This window comes from Luteibacter sp. UNCMF331Sha3.1, assembly GCF_900109915.1.
Taxonomy (GTDB): Bacteria; Pseudomonadota; Gammaproteobacteria; order Xanthomonadales; family Rhodanobacteraceae; genus Luteibacter.
Genome location: NZ_FOBU01000005.1, coordinates 63,734 through 79,587, shown reverse-complemented (window position 1 = coordinate 79,587; position 15,854 = coordinate 63,734). Strand labels below are relative to the sequence as shown.

Genomic DNA, 15,854 nt, shown 5'->3' with positions numbered 1-15,854 from the left:
TCATGCCGCTGCTATGGCCTGCATTGTCCGCGCCCCCGTGTCAGGTTTCGCCTGGCGTCGGCGGCGTCATCCCGGGCCGTGATGGCGCTCGCGCTCGTTGGCGACGTGGCGCTCGTGCAGCGACGGCCCGGCCGATCCATCGTCGGGATCCACCGGCGGTCGCGCATCGAGGTCGCGATCGTTCTCGCCCCCGGGCGTGATCTTCAGGATCGAGTGGCGGACTTCGCGCGCCAGGATCACGCGTGCGTCGCGCACCATGTCTTCCAGTGCCTCGCTGAAATCGAGCTTGCCGGCGTCGTCGGTCCAGACCACCTTCGCCTCGCGCAGCTTCTGGATGAAGCCGCGGAAAAGGGCCTTGTCGAAGAACTCCGGCGCCGAAAGCTCATTGAGCAGGCTGAGACGTTGCGCGGTGAGCGTGCACGCCGTTTCGAGTTCGCCCGCCGTCATGGTGTGCGGACCGTTCTTCACCAGTGCCGCGATGGCGATGTAGTAGCGCTCGAACGCCTGCAGCATGCTGCGCGCGATCACGCGCAGCTGGTATGCGCCATCGTCCTGGCCCGGCCCGCGCTCGAGTACGCGACCCTCCGCGCTGGCCTCGAGGATGCCGCGACGCACGAAGAATTCGATGGTGTCCTGCACCTGTGCGGCGAATCCGTCCTCGTCCCATGGCAGGAACAGCTCGCCCTGGATGAAGGGGTAGATGATGCGACCGAGACGGATGACCGAGGAACGCGACATGCGGCGGTTGTTGAGGAAGCAGGCCGCGACCCAGGCCGCCGCCGCGTTGAGATGCAGCACGTTGTTGCGGAAGTACGAGAGCAGCACGGCCTGCTCGCCTTCGGTCACGAGCACGTCGCCCAGCGGATGGCGCACGCGACGTATCCAGCCCATCTGCTCCCCGTACGCGATGACGCCCTGCGGATTCATCGGCGTGATCGTGACGCGATCGGAGTAGGGCAGTTCCTGCAGCATGGCCTTGGTCAGTTCGATCTGCGCGAGCAGGTCGTTCTCGGCCATCGCGTGTTTGGGCGTCGCCAGCAGGGCGAGCGCCAGCAGGTTGATCGGGTTGACGTCCGCCGCGCGGTTGATGTTCACCTGGATCCGCTCGGCGAGGTCGTCGACCACGCGATTCATCCAGTCGGGCTTCACGTCGGGATCGGCGGCCGCGTCGCGCCAGTCGGGCGCGGCGGCGTCGAGCATCGGCGTCAGCAGGATCGGCTCGCCGAAGTTGAGCGTGACGTGGCCATAACGCTGGCGCAGCACCTTGAGGCCGCGGATCAGGCCCAGCAGCGATTCCTTCTCCTTCGGCTTGCCGGACAGCTCACCGATGTACGACTTGCCCTCCATGAGCTTCTCGTAGCCGATATAAACGGGCTGGAAGAGCACCGGACGCCGCGGGGCGCGCAGGAACGCGCGCAACGTCATCACCAGCATGCCCGCGCGCGGGGCGAGCAGGCGCCCCGTGCGCGAACGGCCGCCTTCGATGAAGTATTCCAGCGGCACGCCGCGATCGACCAGCTGCGCGAGGTACTCGTTGAACACCACCGAATACAGCGCGTTGCCCTTGAAGCTGCGGCGCAGGAAGAACGCGCCGCCGCGGCGCAGGATGGGTCCGACCACCGGGAGGTTGAGGTTCACGCCCGCCGCGATGTGCGGCGGCACCACGCCCGAGTGGTGCAGCTGATACGAGAGCAGGAGGTAATCGGTATGGCTGCGATGGCACGGCACGTAGACCACTTCGTGGCCGGGCGCGGCGGCGCGCGCCTTGTCGAAGTGATGCATCGCGATGCCGTCGTAGAGCTTGTTCCAGAAATTGGACAGCAGGAACGACGACGAGCGAACCACGGGATGCGAGTAGTCGGCCGAGATCTCGAGCGCGAAGTCGCGTGCTCGTCGCTCCGCCTTCGCGAGCGGGATGTTCTCCTTGCTCGCGGTGGCGGCGATCGCGTCGCGCACCGGCTCGGTGTTCAGCACCGCGTCGACTACCGTCCGGCGATGCGAGAGGTCGGGACCGATGACCGCGGCGCGGATGCGACGGAAGTGCGTGCGCAACACGCGGGCGATCTTGCGCGTGAGCCGTTCCGGCGTGATGCCGCCGGATTCGCCGAGCACGTTGCGCAGCGACACGGGCGCCGAAAAATGCACCACGGTGTCGCGACCGTTGAGCAGCAGCGCGAGCATGCGGCGGAAGCGACCGACGACGAGCCAGTTCTCCGCGAAGAGCACGCTGAACCAGCCGCTTTCGCGATTGGGCGCGCGGCCGACGTAGATCGACACGGGCACGATCTGGATGTCGCGCGTCGGATCGTCCTCGAGCGCGCGGATGAGCTGGCCGATGGGCTCCTTCGGACCGCGCGCGTCGGTGCGCCCGAACAGCCAGCCGTGGCGACGGCTCAGCGAGAACACGGAGCGACGGCGACGGCCCGGCAGGTCGAGCAGCTGCATCGGGCTGGGCAGCCCGGCCTCGCGGCAGGCGCGCTCGAGGATCAGCGCATCGGACGTGCCGTCGCGCTCGATGGCATAGCAGACCGCCGCGCCCCCGTTGAGCAGCGCGGCGGGCTCCGCGGGGTCGCGCTTGATGCGCACCCAGGGTTCGAGCAGGCGCCCCAGCAGTTTGAACCACCAGGGCGAACGGGCGACATGGACGTGCGGATCCGCACTCATCGGGATATCTGGCATCGTGGGATTGTACGGCCTCAGCGCGTCCGGGCGTCGGCCACGGGTCCAGCGGGGGCGACGACCGTGGACGCGCGCGCCGGCGCGGTGCCGGGGGCGGCCGGGGGGTTCATGCGGGCGTGCTCGTCGCGCACGCGCTGCAGCAGGTCGCTGTCATACCATCGGCCGTCCAGCATCACGAGCGTCGCGTCGGTCTGGATCGGCTTGCCCAGCAGGGTGTAGGTGATCTTCACATGCGCCGACCCGCCGCTTTTCTCCAGCGTGTCGATGCTGATGGAATCGAAGGTCTGGTCGACGGACAGGCCGTAGACATCGAGCAGTCGCTTCAGCCCCAGCCATGCGGTGGACCACGTCGCCATCGACTGCTCGAACGTCATCCCATGCAGGGCATCGGCCGTGGAAAGGTTGGCCTTGCGCGCGGTATCGACCACCGTGGCGATCGCCGTTTTCGCCTTCGCCTGGTCGCCCCACGCGACCGTCTGCGTCCATGGCCCGACGATGTTGACGGCTTCGCGAAGCTGCCGTTTCTGCGACAGGGTGAGATCTTTCGCCTGTTCGATCGCGGTGAGCGCCATCGACTGGCCGATGCCCGAGATCAGCGGCATCTGGTCCTTGTAGTCGCGATCGAAGCGCACCAGCGTGGGACGCAGGTCGGCGAAGAGTTTCTTCTCCGCGTCGGGTTCGGTCAGCCGTTTCACGCCCGCTTCGAACTTCGCGCGATCGTCGCCGGTCAGCGGACCTTCGCTGGCGTTGCGACGCGGCCAGTCGGCGCGCAGCGTCGCGAAATCCGCCGGCGGCAGCGCGTGGCGCCAGAAGAGATCGAACTTGCCGTCGCGGAGCAGGGCCAGCGATTCGCGCGTGGCATCTTCCGGCGAGCCGCCGCCGGGGGTACCGGGCGCGTCCTTCTGCCGGTTGCAGGCGGCGACGAGGAGCATCGCGAGCACCAGCACCAAGGGCTTCGACAGGTTGCGGAACATGGCACGTGGCTTCGGAGACGGCAGGGCGCGAAGCGTAACAAGAAAAAACCCCGGAGACGCGAGGCCTCACGGGGTTATCCAGCCCGAAGCCGGAAAGGGAAATGGCCTCGCCTGCTTTGCTTTGGGCACCGCAGGTTTCGGCGAGAGGAATGATAGTTGGCCGACATTGCTAAAGCAATATGTCAGCTTAACATCATTAACCCTATGATTTAATTAACTTTGAGCGCGTCGATCTTTTTCTGGCGACGTTCGGCGCGAGGGAGGCTGAAGTCGTTGTCGAAAAGCGCGCTCTCCCATGCGCCGTAGGTCGGGTTCGGCAGGACGAACCAGCGCGTGCCGATCCAGTCGGTGTAAGGCGCCATGGCCTTCGCGCGGCCTTCGGCCGTGTTGCCGGGCACGTCGGTGAAATCGCTGATCTGGTCGCCGAACTGCATGAGGACGCGATAATCCTTCGCCACCCGCTGACGACGGCAGCTCTTCTCGCTGCCGACCTGTTCGCAGCCCTCGACGAAAGTGCCCAGGCCGAGGAACGACGACGTGCCCGCGACGGGGAACCCTGCCGAGCGCAGGTTGGCGAGCGTCGCGTCCTGCAGGTCCTTCGCGCGGTTGGAGATGTAGAACACGGCGATACCGTGGTCGGCCGCGAACTTCGTGAAGGCGAGCGCGCCGGGCATCGGACGCGCGATGGCTTCCTTGCACCATGCGGCCCACTCGGCCTCGTTGAACTCGCCGCCCGAGCGGATCAGGCGAGCCTGGTAAGGCGAGTTGTCGAGCACCGTCTCGTCGATGTCGAGGATCACGGCGGGCTTGAGGCCCTTCAGCGACGGATGCGTCGCGCGGTCGGCCTTCGGCAGCGCGTCCCAGCCGGCGTCGTTCTTCGCGCGCAGCAAGCGGTCGGTGGCGTCGCGATAGGTCTGCACGTAGATGAAGTCGTGCTCGCTGGCGTCCTGCGCCCAGGCGACGGCGTTGAGGTTGTCGTCCGCGGCGGGGCCGGCGGGAGCGGTCGGTGCCGGCGCCGCGACCGGTGCCGGCGTCGGACGGACAGCCTGCGGCGCGTGGGCGCACCCCGCCAGCGACAGAACGGCCGCCATCGCGACCGGAGCGAACTTCATCATGACAACCCCTGTTGATCGGGCACCGCGCCCGTGGGGCGGCGATTGTCGGCGCAGTTTACGACAGGGTGACGACGTAAGGCACGGCTCTGGCGCTATGGCCCCGCGTCCTGACAGACTGCGCCTCCATCCACGACGGAATCGTCCATGGAAGTTGCCACCTCGCGAGCGCACGCCGTGCGCATCGCCAGCTACATCGCCGCCGGACTGGGCCTTTTCCTCGTGCTCTACCTTCGCCTGCTGCCGGCCCTGCTCGCCGGCCTGCTGGTCTACGAGGTGGTGGTTTCCACGGCGCCCCTGATGGGCCGGCGTCTCTCGGGGGATCGCGCGCGCGTGCTCGTCGTGGCGCTCGTCGGCATCCTGGTGGTGGGGCTGCTGACACTGCTCGTCTTCGGCGGCATCAGCTTCTTCCGGAGTGAGATCGGCAATCCCGAAGACCTCTGGCAGAACCGGCTCATGCCGCTGGTGGAGCGTGCGCGGCAGCAGTTGCCCCCGGCGATCGTGGATCGCCTTCCCGACAGCGTCGAGGCCCTGCGCATCACCGCCATGGACTGGGCACGCTCGCACGCCGTGACGCTGCAGCTCGCCGGCAAGGAAGCGGCGAGGGTGGTCGTGCACATCCTCATCGGCCTCGTGCTCGGCGCGATCGTCGCGCTGAGCCGTACACGTCCGACGCATCAGGTGGGGCCGTTCGCGGCCGAGCTGAGCCTGCGTTCCGCGCGCCTCGCCGACGCCTTCCACAACATCGTGTTCGCCCAGATCAAGATCTCGCTGTTCAACACGCTGTTCACGGCCATCTACCTGCTCGCCGTGCTGCCGATGTTCGGCGTGCACCTGCCGCTGACCAAGACGCTGATCGTCATCACCTTCGTCGTCGGCCTGCTGCCGGTGATCGGCAACCTGCTCTCGAACACGGCCATCACGGTCGTGGGCTTGTCCGTGTCGCTGTACGTGGGCCTCGGTGCGCTCGCCTTCCTGATCGTGATCCACAAGTTCGAGTACTTCCTCAATGCGCGCATCGTCGGCAGCCAGATCCGCGCCCGCGCGTGGGAGCTGCTCGTCGCGATGCTCCTGTTCGAGGCGGCGTTCGGCCTGCCCGGCGTGGTGGCCGCACCGATCTTCTACGCCTACCTCAAGGCCGAGCTGGAGGCGTCGCACCTCATCTGACGCCCCGGGTTTGATCCCGCGTTCATCGCGGGACTGCTCCAATCGCGCCACTTCCGAAGGACCCCCAGATGCCGGCCACGCCATTCGACCAACGCACGATCCGCATCGCCAGTTATGTGCTGGCGGCGCTGGCGTTGTGGGGCATCCTCATGCTTCACCTCATTTCCGCGCTGCTCGCCGGGCTGCTCGTGTACGAGGTGGTGGAGACGCTCACGCCGCTGATCCGCCGTGTGATTCCGGGCGAGCGCGCGCGCCTCCTGGCCGTCGGCGTGGTGACCGTCGTCGTGGTTGGCGCGATCATCCTGATCGTGGTCGGCGCACTCACCTTCTACCGTCGCGATCTCGGCGATCCGCAGGCGCTGTGGGACACCAAGCTCCTGCCGCTGCTGACCAAGGCGCACGAGCAACTCCCCGCCTGGCTGACGTCGAACCTGCCGGACAGCTTCATCGATTTCCGTGAGCAGGGCATGGCCTGGGCGCACGACCACTCCGGCGACCTGCGCCTGGTCGGCACCACGGCGGCACGCGTCTTCGCCCATGTGCTGATCGGGCTGGTGCTCGGCGCGATCGTCGCGGTGTCGCACGGTGCCGGCGCCCGGCCATCGCGGCCGCTGTCGTCCGAACTCGCGACACGTGCGGCGACGCTGGCTCGCGCTTTCCACAACATCATCTTCGCGCAGCTGAAGATTTCCGCGATCAATACCGCGCTGGCGGCTGGTTTCCTGCTGATCGCACTGCCTCTGTTCGGGATCCACGTGCCGCTGGCGAAGACGCTCGTGATCCTCACGTTCGTCACGGGCCTGCTGCCCGTGGTGGGTAACCTGATCTCGAACACGCTGGTGACCGTCGCCGCGCTGTCGGTGGGGCTGTGGGTCGGCGTGGCGGCGTTGGGATTCCTGATCGTCGTGCACAAGCTGGAGTATTTCCTCAACGCGCGCATCGTCGGCGGACAGATCCGCGCGCGCACATGGGAACTGCTCGTGGCGATGCTGGCGTTCGAGGCCGCCTTCGGTCTCGCGGGCCTCGTGGCCGCGCCAATCTACTACGCGTACCTGAAGAGCGAGCTGGAAACCGAAGGCCTCGTCTGACCCGTGCGACTCAGGCGCCGCCGGCCAGCATCGCCCGGATGCGCGCCATGTGCGTCTCCGCGGTGTCCTTCTTCACCTCGGCATCCGCTTCCGGATCCTTGCCGTCCCAGTGCAGGTCGTCCTGCGGCAGTTCGTCGAGGAAGCGGCTGGGATCGTTGGTGAGCACTTCGCCGTACTTGCGCGAGCGTGCCGCGAACGACAGCGTCAGCAGTTCCTTCGCCCGGGTGATGCCCACGTACATCAGGCGCCGCTCTTCGTCGAGGCGGCCTTCGTCGATCGCGCCTTCGTGCGGCAGCGTCCCGTCCTCGCAGCCGACGATGAAGACGAAACGGAATTCGAGGCCTTTCGCGGAATGCAGCGTCATCATGCGCAGCGCGTTGCCCGGGTCGTCGCGGTCGGCGTGACTGAGCAGGGCGAGCTGCGCGGCGATATCGCCGGTGCGGCCGCCGTCCTTGCCCATCGCGCGGAACCAGTCGGCCAGTTCGCGCAGGTTGCCGAGGCGGCGCTCGCGCAGCGCCTCGTCCGGCGTGGACGCGGCGATCTGCGCGCCGTAGCCGGTCTTCTCGATCACGGTGGTGACGAGGTCGGCGGCGCTTTCGTGCACCGCGTGGCTGCGCAGTTCGTCCATCAGCCGCGCGAACCCGGCGAGCGCGCCGGCAGGACGCGCGGCGATCGATTTCAGCGCCATGTCGCTGCGCGCCGCGTCGAGCAGCGACGCGTTGCGCGACTGCGCGACCTGGCCGAGCTTCTCGAGCGACGTGGCGCCGATCTCGCGCTTGGGGACGTTGACGACGCGCAGGAACGCGGCGTCGTCGGTCGGATTGGTGATCAGGCGCAGGTAGCAGAGGATGTCCTTCACCTCCGCCCGATCCAGGAACGACAGCGCGCCGCTGAGGTGATACGGCACGCGCGCGAGGCGCAGCGCCTTCTCGATGACGCGGGCCTGGAAGTTGCCGCGGTACAGGATGCAGAAATCGTCCCAGCGGACGCCCTTGTCCTTGTACTTTTCGTGCAGGTTCGACGCGATGGCGGCGATACGCTCGGCTTCGTGCTCGTTGTCCTTGCACTCGAGCACGCGGATCGGCGGCCCTTCGATGTGGTCGCTCCAGAGCTTCTTCTCGTGCACGTGCGGATTGTTGGCGATGAGCTGGTTCGCCGCGCGAAGGATGCGTTTCGCGCAACGGTAGTTCTGCTCCAGCTTGATCACGCGGAGATTCGTGAAGTCGCGCCCGAGCTGGTCGATGTTCTCGGGGTTGGCGCCGCGCCACGCGTAGATGCTCTGGTCGTCGTCGCCCACGCAGGTGAAGCGCGCCTTCGGCCCCGCGATGGCCTTGAGCAGGCGGTACTGGGCGTCGTTGGTGTCCTGGTATTCGTCGACGAGCAGGTAGCGCAGGCGTTCCTGCCAGATGGCGCGTGCCTCGTCGTCGGTTTCCAGGATGCGCAGCGGCAGGCGGATCAGATCGTCGAAATCGACGGCGTTGAAGGCCGACAGGCGCTGCTGATAGAGGTCGTAGATGGTGGCGGCTTCGATCTCGCGCGGGCTGCGCGCCGAGGCCATGGCTTCTTCGGGCGTGAGTCCGGCGTTCTTGGCGCGTCCGACGAGATTGCGGATGCCCTGGATGACTTCGGGCTTCACGCCCTTGGGCGAGAGCTCCTTGATCATGTTCGCGCTGTCGTCGGCGTCGAGCACCGAGAAGCCGCGGCGCAGGCGCGCCCGATCGTGCTCGATCTGCAGGAATTTCAGGCCGAGAGCGTGGAAGGTGCACACGGTGAGCGCTTTCGCGGCGTCGTCCGAGATCAGCTTCGAGACACGCTCGCGCATCTCCTTCGCGGCCTTGTTGGTGAACGTGATCGCGGCGATCTTCTCCGCCGCCAGGTGCCGCCGCGAGATCAGGTGCGAAATCTTTTCCGTGATGACACGGGTCTTGCCGGAGCCGGCGCCGGCCAGCACGAGGAGGGGGCCGTCGCAGTATTCGACGGCCGCGTGTTGTTGCGGATTGAGCATCGGGATCGGCCACGAGGCAGAGCGGACGAGGGTCACGATGGTAGCAGGTGCCGCCCCCCGGACCGCCCCGCTGGCGCCGGGCCCGTACCCGCGCGCCGGCCGGGCCATCGGCGGTAAACTCCCCGGTCCTGCACCGGAACGTCCATGGCCAAGCTCTACTTCTATTACTCGGCAATGAATGCCGGCAAGACCACCACGCTGCTGCAGAGCGCGCACAACTACCACGAGCGCGGCATGCGCACGCTCATTCTCACGCCCGCGCTGGACGACCGTTACGGCGAGGGCATCGTGGCGTCGCGGATCGGCCTACAGGCCCGTGCCATGCGCTTCGCCGCGCACGACGACATCCTCGCCACCGTCGAACGCGACATCGCGACCCGCGGGCCGCTTCATTGCGTGCTGGTCGACGAGGCCCAGTTCATGAGCAAGGCCCAGGTCTGGCAGCTGTCCGACGTGGTGGATCGCCTCGGCATCCCGGTGCTGGCCTATGGCCTGCGTACCGATTTCCGCGGCGAGCTCTTCGAAGGCAGTCGCTACCTGCTGGCGTGGGCCGACAACCTCGAAGAGATCAAGACGATCTGCCATTCGGGCCGGAAGGCCACGATGGTCGTGCGCGTGGACGAGCACGGTCGCGCGGTCACCCAGGGCCCGCAGGTTGAGATCGGCGGGAACGACCGCTATGTCTCCGTCAGTCGCGCCGAGTTCAAGAGCATCACCGGCGGCGATGGCCGTATCGAATTGCAGCAGCCCGTGCTGCCGCTCGGCGAAACCGACCCCGAAGAAGGACAGAACGCGTGACCGAGACGACGACCCACGCCGCCCAATGGCCGCGCCCCTACTGGCAGCAGAGCGACGAGCAGGCCGTCTTGCTGTTCTTCGTGTTCGGCGCCTTCCCGGAAGACCTCGCGATCCCGGCGGCGAAATACGGTAGCCCGGGCCTGCCCGAGGGGGTCGAACTGCAGCGCTTCCAGAACGCCGTGCTGGCGCGCTGGGAAGGCTATCCGCTGTCCGGAGCGCTCGGCGACCTGCTGCGCGAGGACAATGCCGCCGCTTTCGCCGCCGCGAAGGCGGCACCGCACGTCGTCGCCATTCGCGGGCGCTTCCCCGACCGCGAAGGCCTCGACTACCTGCGCGACACACTGGGCGTCGTAGCCGCGTTGCTCGACGTGGGCGGCAAGGCGGTGGTCGATCCTCAGATCCTCACGCTGTTCGACGCCAAGGCATGGCGCGAGCATTACCTCGTCGAAGGCGGCGCACCGCCGCGCAACCACGTGCTGATCCTCTGCAGCCCCGAGGAGACGAAGGGTCGCTCGTGGATCCGTACGCGTGGCATGCGCAAGTTCGGTCGCCCCGACATCAGCCTCACCAACGTGCCCGACCGCGAGATCGATCGCGCCGGCGCGCTCTCCGAACGCCTCGTCGAACTCGGCGCCCTCGGCTCGCGGTTCGAGGACGGACAGGTGATCGAGGTCGACGGTGTCGCGGGCGGTCTCGGCGTCGCCCTGTCGGGCGACGAGGAAGACCCGCAGTTCAACAATACGCACGCGGCGATGCGCTGGCCGGACTGAGCTCGCGTCAGTCCTCCGCGGCGTTCAGCCACTCGACGAACTTCGCGGTATCGCCGTCCTGGTGGAAATCCACGGCGACGAAATTGGGTTTGCGCTTCGCCGCCGGCTCGCAATGTTCCAGATAACGCGAATGCAGGCGGTCGAAGGCGTTGTCCACCGGCACGTGCCAGCGGGTCACCGGTGTGGATGCGTCGTGGAAGTGGTTCATCGTGAACAGCCGCGGCCAGCCGGGCTTGCCATCGACGTCGCGGGTATCGAGCGGGATGTCCTCCCAGCGGCTCACGCAGCTGTAGTCGTGCTCGACGACCGGAAGGCCGAGACTCCAGTAGTTCTCCACCGTGAAGGCGTCGCTGCGCATGAGATGCACCGGCCCGGCCTTCGTCGCGATCGCGCCGCTGTTCGCGTCGTTCAGCGTGAAGGTCAGGATGCGCTGACCGCTTTCGACGATGGCCCGGTACGTCGGCCACCCAGGCGTGTGCCACGCCTCGGGATCGAACGTCGCGCCGGCCAGGCCGGGCGCCATGTCGAGCTCCGCCGTCAGCGCGCTGGCGGTGGTGAAATCCTCGAGGTGCAGACTGATCACCGCGTCCGGTTCGCGCTGCAGGAACGGCAGCAGGGTGTGGTTGATCAGGTCGGCGAAGAGCGCCGGTGTCCTGGTGCACGTGTTGTGGCAAAGCGCGACCCGGTCGCCGTAGGCATGCAGATCGAGCATGAACGCGCGTACGCCGTGGGCCAGCTGCTGGTCGATCGTCTGGTCCTGGTTGGGGAACGCGCCGTTGCTGGTGAACGCGTTGTGCGTCGTGACCCAGCTGTAGCGATCGAATGTTCGCGACGTGTCGTCCGGCGTGTCCGCACGCGTGACGGGGGCAGCGAGCGTCGCGCAGCAGAAGGCAACGACGCACGGCAGATGTAGTGAACGACGACGTGACATGCGTGATTTCTCCGATGGGTGCCGGAGAAGTCTAGGTTTCGTGTCGAGAACGCCGCTGTCGTCCTGCTCCTGTCGTGCGCGTCGGAAGGGTACGTCCGCGAACGTCGGCACAGCGCCCGGAAGTCGGGGGTCAGCGCTGGCAGGTCGGGCAATAGAACGACGCGCGTTGTCCGAGTGTCACGACGCGTATCGGCGTGCCGCAGGCCTTGCAGGCCTCGCCGGCGCGGCCGTACGCGTTGAGTTCCTGGAAGAAATACCCGGGCGCGCCGTCGGGCGCGAGGAAATCGCGTAGCGTCGTTCCGCCGCGCTCGATCGCATAGGCGAGGATGCGCTTCACTTCCGTGGCGAGCCTCGCGTAGCGCTCGCGCGATACCTTGCCGGCGGCGCGACGCGGATCGATACCGGCGGCGAAGAGCGCCTCGCTGGCGTAGATGTTGCCGACGCCGACGACGACCGCGTTGTCCATCAGGAAGGTCTTCACCGACGCGGAGCGGCCGCGCGACAGGTGCCACAGGACGTCGCCGTCGAACGCGTCGGTCAGCGGTTCGGGGCCGATGCCCGTCAGCAACTCGTGCGTTTCGCCGGGCATCTGCCAGAGCAGCGCGCCGAACCGGCGAGGATCCGTGAAGCGCAGCGCGCGATCGGAATCGAGCACGAAGTCCACATGGTCGTGCTTGCCGATCGGCGTGTCGCCGGGGAGCACGCGGAGCATGCCCGACATGCCCAGATGCAGCAGCGCCGTACCCGCCGCGGTATGCAGCAGCAGGTATTTCGCGCGTCGTTCGACGGAGTCGACGACCTGGCCCGGGAGCAGGGAGGCGATCTCGGGCGGGATCGGCCAGCGCAGATCGGGCCGGCGCAGCACGACACCGGTGATTCGTCGCCCCTCGATGTGCGGCGCGATACCCCGGCGCGTGGTTTCGACTTCGGGTAGTTCAGGCATACCGGAAAGATGGGGCGTTTCGGCCCCGCAGGCAAGCTGGCGCGCTGGCTCAGTGCACGGTGGACGACGACGCGGGCAGCGACGCCGTGCGCGGGGCGCGGGGCAGCGCCTGCGCGGGGACGATCGCGACGCGGTCGCCCACGCGGGCGTAGCGCTGCTTGCGCAGCGCGGCCATCTCGCCGAATTCGATGCGCGTGCCGTCCAGCACCAGCACGGCGACGGGCGGGCTCAGGCCGATCTTCGCGAGGTCGAAGTCCGAGACGGGCCGCCAGGCCGACACGGGCGTCGCCGCCAGCATGACGAGTTCACCGGCACGACCCTCGTCGACCGTGGCCTCGCCATCGCTCCAGTGTCCGTCGCGTCGGTCGAATCGCTGCGCGGGCAGGCCCTTGAGTGCGACATCGATGTGCGACACGGCGTCAGGGTCGAGCGACGTCAGCAGATGGGCCCTGGCATCGGCGTCGTCGGCGTGCCACTGCCACACCACGGCGCCGATCAGCACGATAAGCGCGGCGAGGCCAAGGACGCGCGACCGCACTCAGCGCCTCCTCCGGCGCCAGGCGATACCGATGCCGAGGCCGAGCAACGCGAGCGGCAGGAGCACGAGGAAACCGAAGGTCACGGCGTTGAGGCCGTCCTGCGAGAGGGAGATCACCCGATCCGGCGCGCCGCGCGAGGGCAGGTCGACGAGCACGTCGTCGCCGAGCAGCCAGTCGAGCACGCGTTCGCCGAGAGCCCGGTTACCGCCGTTGCCGACGTAGGTGTTGGAAAGGAAATCGCCGTCGCCGATCACTACCGCGCGCTGCTCGCTCTTCAGCGGATTCGGCGACAGGCGATTCAGCGCGAAGCCGACATCCAGCGGGCCTTTCAGTTCGCCGGCCTCGGGATGGAAGGCGACGGTCGACGCCTTGTCGTTGTCGATACCGCCGAACGCCGTCCAGCTGCGTTCGCCCGAGCGGAGGAAGGGAACGACGGCCCAGTCGTGGTCGGACACCTGCGCGAGAGCCGATGCCTGCGGCAGCAGCGTCGTGTCGCGAAAGCCGCGCGTGATGGCATGGAACGGATAGTCGGCAAGCACGACGAGACGAGGGTCGTGGATGTTCAGCGTGCTTCCCGCGGCATCCACGAGGACACCGGGAAGCACGCGAATGCCGAGCACGTCGGCGAGCGCGCCCGTGTCGAGGTCGTCGTTCGCAGGCTCGGTCAGCCATAGCAGATTGCCGCCACCGCGCACGTAGTCGACCAGCGCGGCGACGCTGTCGGCGGGCAGGGCGGCCGTGGGGCTTGCGAGCACGACGAGATCGGTGTGCTCGGGCACGCCGCGCGTCTGGCTGAAGTTGAGCGGCACGGCGCGTATGCCGCGACGTTCCACCTGCCGCATGAACGTGCCGAGGTCGGCGTTCGCATGGCCGTCGGCCTGGCGTTCGCCGTCGCCGGTCACGAAGGCCACGATGCGCTGCCCTCCGCGCGCCAGTCGCTCGAAGGCGTTCGACAGGTTGCGTTCGTTGATCGGGCTTTCGACGCGTTCTTCGCGACCCTGGTAGCGGATCAGCAGGGCGCCGTCGCCGGCGATGCCCAGTTGACGCGAGGCGGCGGGGTCGAGGTCGGGGTCGACGAACGAAAGCACGATGTCGCGCTTCTCGCGCGTGTAGCGTTCCATCACGGCGGCGATCTGCTCGCGAAGCGTGCCGCTCGGCGAGAGATAGCCCACCACATCGACCCTCCCCGGCAGCTTCGTCAGCACCGCGGCACTTTCCGGCGCGAGGCTGGCGCGCGCGCCGCGCGTCCAGTCGAACGTCCAGCTGTGGCGCGCACTGAGGAAGCCGAGGCATCCGGTGGCGACGATCAGGGCGAGGAGGACGAGCCAGCGATCGAGACGGCGCATCACTGGCGCTCCCTGTCGGCGCCGAGCCGGCGGATGGCGAGTACCAGCGACAGCGCGATGGCCAGCGCGAACCACATCAGGTCGGCCGTGGAGACCAGGCCGCGAAGCAGGTTCTGCAGATGGGTGGCCATGGTCAGCCATTCCAGGAATCCGCCACTGACGCCGGCCGCCTGGGCGCCGCGGTCGATCGTCCACAGCGCGAGCGTCACGATGAGTGCCATCGCGGCGGCGATTGCGGCGAAACCGGTCGCCGCCGAGCACGCGATGCCGATCGCGGCGAGCGTGGCGAGCAGAAGGGCGGTGCCCAGCGTGGCGGCGGCGAGCTTGCCCCAGTCCGCGGTCGATCCGATCCCGACGACGAGCGGCATGGCCAGCGTGGCGAGTAGCCACAGGCCGAGCCAGACGAGCACCGCCAGGTATTTGCCCAGCACGATGCGCGACGGCGACAGCCCCGTCGAAGCGAGCAAAGCGAGCGTTCCCCCCCGGCGCTCGCCGGCAAGCTGGGTCATCGTCATCAGCGGCACGACGAGGAACGCCAGCTTGGCAAGCTCTGCGAGCAGCGGAATCGCGACCAGATCGGTGAAACCGGGTGCGTCGGCAACCGCGGCGAGTTTCACCTGGGCCCCGACGAACTGTCCGAGTCCGAGGATGAACGTCCACGCGAGCCATGCGATGGTCAGGGCGGCCAGCGCCCAGGCCAGCGGCCGGACCGCGAGGCGGCGAAGTTCGAGCCGGGCCACGGCGAAGACGGTCATGCGCCCGCTCCCGTGGCGATGCCGAAGAACGTCGCTTCGAGCGCCTTGCTGCCCTCGTCGCCGTGCAGTGGCGCGTCGTGGCGCAGCGTCCCCTCGTGCAGGATGGCCACCCGGTCGCAGACGGCGACCACCTCGGCGAGCACGTGGGTCGAGAGGATGACCGCGGCGCCTGCCGCCGCGCGTTCGCGAATGACCTTGCGCAGCTCGCCGACCTGGACGGGATCCAGCGCATTGGCGGGCTCGTCGAGGATCACCAGTGCCGGGTCGTGCACGAGCGCGCAGGCCAGCCCGAGCCGCTGCCGCTGTCCCTGGGAGAGCACGCCGGCGAGGCGGCGCCGTAGCGGGCCCAGCTGCAGGCCCTCGGTCATCGCGTCCGCCGCGCGTCGGGCGGCGTCTCGTGACGCCCCCCGCAGGCGGCAAAAGGCCAGCAGATGCTCGTCCACGGACAGTTCGGGCCAGAGCGGCGCGCTTTCGGGCAGCCAGCCGATCAGCGTCCGCGCGACGTATGGCTCCGCGACGAAATCGTGTCCCGCCAGCCGTATGCCGCCACGATCGGGCCGCAGCGCCCCGGCGAGCATGGCGAGGGTCGTCGACTTGCCGGCGCCATTGACCCCCAGAAGGCCGAGGACTTCGCCGCGGTTCAGGGAAAACGACACGTCCGAGACGGCGGCGCGTCCCGCGCGGCGTCGGGAAATGGCCTCGACGTTCAGCAATGGACCGATTGTCATGCCCGTACGTCGCCCATCG

The 15,854-nt window shown here is 68.0% G+C and carries 14 protein-coding genes; 4 read left to right on the top strand and 10 right to left on the bottom strand.

What is annotated here, in order from left to right; translation table 11 throughout:
* Positions 1-66: 66 nt before the first annotated feature.
* The 3 genes from plsB to BMX32_RS17755 form a co-directional block, all read right to left on the bottom strand.
* Complete coding sequence (plsB, locus tag BMX32_RS17765) at positions 67-2,664, bottom strand: glycerol-3-phosphate 1-O-acyltransferase PlsB (RefSeq protein WP_089981403.1); 2,598 nt, start codon at positions 2,662-2,664, stop codon at positions 67-69.
* Positions 2,665-2,696: 32 nt separating this feature from the next.
* Entirely contained in the window at positions 2,697-3,653 is a 957-nt protein-coding gene (locus BMX32_RS17760) for a hypothetical protein (RefSeq protein ID WP_089981401.1), read from the bottom strand.
* A gap of 209 nt (positions 3,654-3,862) precedes the next feature.
* On the bottom strand, positions 3,863-4,768 hold the full coding sequence (locus BMX32_RS17755; protein ID WP_029213283.1) for a 5'-nucleotidase, lipoprotein e(P4) family: 906 nt from the start codon (positions 4,766-4,768) through the stop codon (positions 3,863-3,865).
* 144 nt (positions 4,769-4,912) lie between these two features.
* On the opposite strand from BMX32_RS17755, the gene BMX32_RS17750 reads away from it, so the two are divergent.
* On the top strand, positions 4,913-5,932 hold the full coding sequence (locus BMX32_RS17750; RefSeq protein WP_029213282.1) for an AI-2E family transporter: 1,020 nt from the start codon (positions 4,913-4,915) through the stop codon (positions 5,930-5,932).
* Positions 5,933-6,000: 68 nt separating this feature from the next.
* On the top strand, positions 6,001-7,020 hold the full coding sequence (locus tag BMX32_RS17745) for an AI-2E family transporter (protein ID WP_089981399.1): 1,020 nt from the start codon (positions 6,001-6,003) through the stop codon (positions 7,018-7,020).
* 10 nt (positions 7,021-7,030) lie between these two features.
* On the opposite strand, the gene BMX32_RS17740 is transcribed toward BMX32_RS17745, so the two are convergent.
* Complete coding sequence (locus BMX32_RS17740) at positions 7,031-9,025, bottom strand: UvrD-helicase domain-containing protein (protein WP_029213280.1); 1,995 nt, start codon at positions 9,023-9,025, stop codon at positions 7,031-7,033.
* A gap of 144 nt (positions 9,026-9,169) precedes the next feature.
* On the opposite strand from BMX32_RS17740, the gene BMX32_RS17735 reads away from it, so the two are divergent.
* Complete coding sequence (locus tag BMX32_RS17735; protein ID WP_029213273.1) at positions 9,170-9,823, top strand: thymidine kinase; 654 nt, start codon at positions 9,170-9,172, stop codon at positions 9,821-9,823.
* A complete protein-coding gene (locus tag BMX32_RS17730; RefSeq protein WP_089981397.1) occupies positions 9,820-10,593 on the top strand; it encodes a hypothetical protein in 774 nt (257 codons plus the stop codon). Before BMX32_RS17735 ends, BMX32_RS17730 begins: the two co-directional genes overlap by 4 nt.
* 7 nt (positions 10,594-10,600) lie before the next feature.
* Here BMX32_RS17730 and BMX32_RS17725 read toward each other — a convergent pair whose 3' ends face one another.
* From BMX32_RS17725 to BMX32_RS17700, 6 genes are all read right to left on the bottom strand, one after another.
* Positions 10,601-11,524: a PI-PLC domain-containing protein gene (locus BMX32_RS17725; protein ID WP_089981395.1), complete on the bottom strand. Its 924-nt coding sequence runs from the start codon at positions 11,522-11,524 to the stop codon at positions 10,601-10,603.
* A gap of 130 nt (positions 11,525-11,654) precedes the next feature.
* The gene (mutM, locus tag BMX32_RS17720; RefSeq protein WP_089981389.1) at positions 11,655-12,467 is read right to left on the bottom strand and encodes a bifunctional DNA-formamidopyrimidine glycosylase/DNA-(apurinic or apyrimidinic site) lyase; all 813 of its coding nucleotides are present in this window, start codon (positions 12,465-12,467) and stop codon (positions 11,655-11,657) included.
* Between the two features lie 49 nt (positions 12,468-12,516).
* Complete coding sequence (locus BMX32_RS17715; protein WP_211664254.1) at positions 12,517-13,005, bottom strand: hypothetical protein; 489 nt, start codon at positions 13,003-13,005, stop codon at positions 12,517-12,519.
* Positions 13,006-14,352: a GldG family protein gene (locus BMX32_RS17710; RefSeq protein ID WP_089981384.1), complete on the bottom strand. Its 1,347-nt coding sequence runs from the start codon at positions 14,350-14,352 to the stop codon at positions 13,006-13,008.
* Positions 14,352-15,107 carry an ABC transporter permease gene (locus tag BMX32_RS17705; RefSeq protein ID WP_089981381.1) on the bottom strand — a complete coding sequence of 252 codons (756 nt, stop codon included), beginning with the start codon at positions 15,105-15,107 and terminating at the stop codon, positions 14,352-14,354. The genes BMX32_RS17710 and BMX32_RS17705 overlap by 1 nt, the downstream gene beginning before the upstream one ends.
* Positions 15,104-15,835 carry an ABC transporter ATP-binding protein gene (locus BMX32_RS17700; protein WP_089981378.1) on the bottom strand — a complete coding sequence of 244 codons (732 nt, stop codon included), beginning with the start codon at positions 15,833-15,835 and terminating at the stop codon, positions 15,104-15,106. The genes BMX32_RS17705 and BMX32_RS17700 overlap by 4 nt, the downstream gene beginning before the upstream one ends.
* Positions 15,836-15,854 lie beyond the last annotated feature (19 nt).

Bases quoted from the DNA above. Each gene is read 5' to 3' on its own strand.
- BMX32_RS17705 (WP_089981381.1), bottom strand. From the start codon at position 15,107: ATGACCGTCTTCGCCGTGGCCCGGCTCGAACTTCGCCGCCTCGCGGTC.
- BMX32_RS17700 (WP_089981378.1), bottom strand. From the start codon at position 15,835: ATGACAATCGGTCCATTGCTGAACGTCGAGGCCATTTCCCGACGCCGC.
- BMX32_RS17725 (WP_089981395.1), bottom strand. From the start codon at position 11,524: ATGTCACGTCGTCGTTCACTACATCTGCCGTGCGTCGTTGCCTTCTGC.
- BMX32_RS17755 (WP_029213283.1), bottom strand. From the start codon at position 4,768: ATGATGAAGTTCGCTCCGGTCGCGATGGCGGCCGTTCTGTCGCTGGCG.
- BMX32_RS17745 (WP_089981399.1), top strand. From the start codon at position 6,001: ATGCCGGCCACGCCATTCGACCAACGCACGATCCGCATCGCCAGTTAT.
- BMX32_RS17735 (WP_029213273.1), top strand. From the start codon at position 9,170: ATGGCCAAGCTCTACTTCTATTACTCGGCAATGAATGCCGGCAAGACC.
- BMX32_RS17760 (WP_089981401.1), bottom strand. From the start codon at position 3,653: ATGTTCCGCAACCTGTCGAAGCCCTTGGTGCTGGTGCTCGCGATGCTC.
- BMX32_RS17750 (WP_029213282.1), top strand. From the start codon at position 4,913: ATGGAAGTTGCCACCTCGCGAGCGCACGCCGTGCGCATCGCCAGCTAC.
- mutM (WP_089981389.1), bottom strand. From the start codon at position 12,467: ATGCCTGAACTACCCGAAGTCGAAACCACGCGCCGGGGTATCGCGCCG.
- BMX32_RS17740 (WP_029213280.1), bottom strand. From the start codon at position 9,025: ATGCTCAATCCGCAACAACACGCGGCCGTCGAATACTGCGACGGCCCC.
- plsB (WP_089981403.1), bottom strand. From the start codon at position 2,664: ATGAGTGCGGATCCGCACGTCCATGTCGCCCGTTCGCCCTGGTGGTTC.
- BMX32_RS17710 (WP_089981384.1), bottom strand. From the start codon at position 14,352: ATGCGCCGTCTCGATCGCTGGCTCGTCCTCCTCGCCCTGATCGTCGCC.